Source organism: uncultured Sphingomonas sp. (assembly GCF_964237155.1).
GTDB lineage: Bacteria > Pseudomonadota > Alphaproteobacteria > Sphingomonadales > Sphingomonadaceae > Sphingomonas.
This window is the reverse complement of sequence record NZ_CAXSHH010000141.1, coordinates 1-3,026: the sequence shown is the minus strand read 5'-3', so window position 1 is coordinate 3,026 and position 3,026 is coordinate 1. Positions and strand designations below refer to the sequence as shown.

The window sequence follows — 3,026 nt, the reverse complement described above, 5'->3', positions numbered from 1 at the left end:
CTCCAGGGCTCCTGCGGAGCCTATCAGAGGTGTCCGCCACACCGAGGGAAGATCATCACTGCTCGGCGCGGTGCGAGGTCAGCCCGTATTGCAGATTGATGCCGGCGAGCGCGGCGGGCAGCTGCCGCAGGTAGGCGGCAGGCGCGCCGACCAGGCCGGCAAGCTGGCCGAAGCTCCAGTGGGTCGGCGCGACCGGCTCGGCCGAGCCGGGCAGCACCAGGGCGAGCCCCTCGGCGTCATCGCGGCTCGCTTCGACACGCACCGCCGCGCTCTCCACGGTGCGCGTGCGGCTGCGATCGGTGCGGCGCTTTACCGACCCGAACAGCTCCGGCAGGGACGTATAGCGCTGGTCCGCGGGCCGGGAGAACCACTCGGACGACACCCGCCCGATCCGCTCGCCACGGCTGACATCCACTCGGTAGCCGCCGCTCGGATCGCGACCGGCTTCGAGCACTTCTACATCGTACATGACTAATCTCCACGACGAGCCGGCCGGGAGCCTCTCTCTCGACCCTCAACCCGTCACGGCGACAGCCGCCGCCCTCTCACTCTCCGGGCGTTGCGGGGTCCCCGCAGAAGGGGTCGGCCGAGACTTTGGCTTGGCCGCAGGGGAAGACTTTCCCCTCGCCAACTCGGGGCAACTCTTGCGTTTCAATCCCGGAAATGGGATATAAAGGAATGGCTCGCACATTGGCGGCAGGTGAAAAGCCGCTCGACTGGGTGGGCTCGTCCAAGAAGGACTTCGTCGGCTTCCCCGAGCCTGTGAAGGACGAGATGGGCAACGCGCTCGGTCTGGCGCAGTTCGGAGGCAAGCACCCTGCAGCGAAGCCCTGGAAGGGTCAGGGTTCAGGCGTCTTCGAAGTGGTCGAGGATCATGACGGAGACACTTACCGGGCGGTCTACACGGTGCGCTTCAAGGAGGTCGTGTACGTGCTGCACGCATTCCAGAAGAAGTCGCCGAAAGGGATCAGGACGGCGCAGGTCGACATCGACTTGGTCGAGAGGCGGTTGAAGTTCGCGCAACAGGATTATGAGGCTCGTTATGGTAAGCCAAAAAGATGAGTCGATGACCGAGGAGACAATAACTCGGGGCACTAGCAACGTGTTCGCCGATCTCGGTTACCCGGATGCCGAAGAGCGGCAGACCAAGCTGCGTCTGGCAGATGCCATCAACGGGGTGATCGCCCGCCGGAGGCTGACCCAAGCCGCCGCGGCGGAGAAGCTCACCGTCAACCAGCCGAAGGTGTCGGCGCTTGCAAATTACAAGCTGGATGGGTTTTCGGTCGAACGGCTAATGACGTTTCTCACGGCGCTCGATCAGGACGTCGACATCGTCATCCGCAACAAGCCGAGGTCGCGGCCCGGCGGCCGCATCTCCGTTGTCGCTGCCTAGCCGCTTGGCCTCAGCGACTAGGCTAACTCTTCAAGATTGCGCAATTTCCGACGGATAGATCACTTGCCCTCCTCCTGAGCCGTCCCAAGCATGTGGCGACAATGCTGGGGAGCACCTCTGGCAGCGGAATCGGAGCTTTGGCTCCTATTTAGAAAGCAAGCACAGTGCTGGACGCCGACGTCTGGAGGTTGGTTATCACGGCTCACACATCGGCACCACGCGCGTCCAGTGCCGGCGATCTCCGCGTGCGCCGCCCTCATCTCAATGGGTCGCAAGGATGTGCAGGAGGCGTGGACGGCATCGGCCTACGGCAACCCCGCGCAACGCCATCGATTTGATGCTGGCGGGCGTCACCGGCGTCCGCTCGCCGGCGAACAGCGTCGCGCAGCTACAGCGCCGCGCATTGTGGGTCCGACGCTAAGCCGACCCCGGTCACGGAGAGGGACATCCGGGTCGCACCGACGGCCAGGAAACCGATCCCCGCCGTCCTTTCGAGACATCCCGGCAACCCGCTTGATGAACTATTTGACCGGATAGGCTGCGCGCTGTAGCTACGTGACGGCACCACACGCGTCGGTCTAATCGTGGCCGGCGCGTTCAGGTGGCAGGCCGAAAACGGCGGGGCTAGTTTCACATGGCGCAGATTGGTGCTGTCCTAATACCTTGCGCAAGCAGGAAGCGGTGGGCCAGCGCGCCTGGACTCACCGCGAGCGAACTGCCCAGGGGTAAGCAGGCCACCGTCGCCGCCGAGTGGGTCTCTCGCCTCCGTGAGGCTGCTACACAGGGCGACGCCAAGTCGCTCTATATGGGACGCGGCTTCTCACTCGGCGCGAACGCGGCCGCGCACGCCGCCGTCCCGCTGTTCGTCGTCTCCGCAGGCTTGGGCGTGGTCGCTGGCACTAGCGCAGTGCCTAGCTACGGCCTGACCGTCGGAACGCGCACCGACGACGCGATCGGCCCTCGGGTCGCCGGCGGACTCGATCCATCCGCGTGGTGGCGTACGGTGATCCTGGCACCTATCCGCTGGGTGGCGAGGCGGCGTTCCGGCGCAAGGTCGAAGGGCGGCAGGCGCTCGCCGAAATCGTCGCCGGCCTGACGCCGGAGAACGCCCTTTATCTCGACTATACGATAGACCAGCTGGCCGGTCTGTTTCCCGACGACGAACTGCTTCAGCAGCACGCCACGGCGCTGCGCGCAGTCGTCGAGACTATGCCAGATGAAAACGATCCGGCGCTTGTCGAGGCCATCGGTCGGCTTCATGCGCACTTAAGCGAGGTCTACCGGCTGCATCGCCGCATCTTGCGCCATCGCCGCCGGAGCATCGGTGGGCTTACGCCCGAGCGGTCCGGCACCGAGATCGTCCGCTACCGAAGCAGTGATCGCGCGGCGCTCACCGCGGCCATCGGGCGTGCCGACGAGCAGGGCGCGAGCGACGGACCCTCGCGGCCGTTCCGCTATGTCTATTCGACGTCGAACCGGCACACGCTGGTCCCGCTCCCGGTCTTCATGGCCCATTGTGCCGACGCCCTCGACCTTGATTTGAACTCACGCGGCAGCAGGTCGATCAAGACCATCCCTTACGGTCGGTCGCGATCTTCGAGGAGATGCAGCGGCGTCATCCCGAGCTCGGCTC

At 65.2% G+C, this 3,026-nt stretch carries 3 protein-coding genes and 1 pseudogene; 3 read left to right on the top strand and 1 reads right to left on the bottom strand.

Annotated elements, in window-relative coordinates:
• Positions 1-58: 58 nt before the first annotated feature.
• A pseudogene (locus ACFE71_RS15370) lies at positions 59-469 on the bottom strand (DUF932 domain-containing protein); the annotation flags it as partial.
• 209 nt (positions 470-678) lie between these two features.
• On the opposite strand from ACFE71_RS15370, the gene ACFE71_RS15365 reads away from it, so the two are divergent.
• The 3 genes from ACFE71_RS15365 to ACFE71_RS15355 form a co-directional block, all read left to right on the top strand.
• Positions 679-1,062 (top strand): type II toxin-antitoxin system RelE/ParE family toxin, encoded by a 384-nt coding sequence (locus ACFE71_RS15365; protein WP_375429634.1) that lies wholly within the window; start codon positions 679-681, stop codon positions 1,060-1,062.
• 40 nt (positions 1,063-1,102) lie between these two features.
• Entirely contained in the window at positions 1,103-1,393 is a 291-nt protein-coding gene (locus ACFE71_RS15360; protein WP_375429633.1) for a helix-turn-helix domain-containing protein, read from the top strand.
• A 990-nt stretch (positions 1,394-2,383) separates the two neighbouring features.
• Positions 2,384-3,026: hypothetical protein (locus ACFE71_RS15355; protein WP_375429632.1), on the top strand; the 643-nt coding region annotated here is incomplete at its 3' end.

Excerpts from the sequence above, each read along its gene's own strand:
- ACFE71_RS15365 (WP_375429634.1), top strand. The coding sequence starts at position 679 with ATGGCTCGCACATTGGCGGCAGGTGAAAAGCCGCTCGACTGGGTGGGC.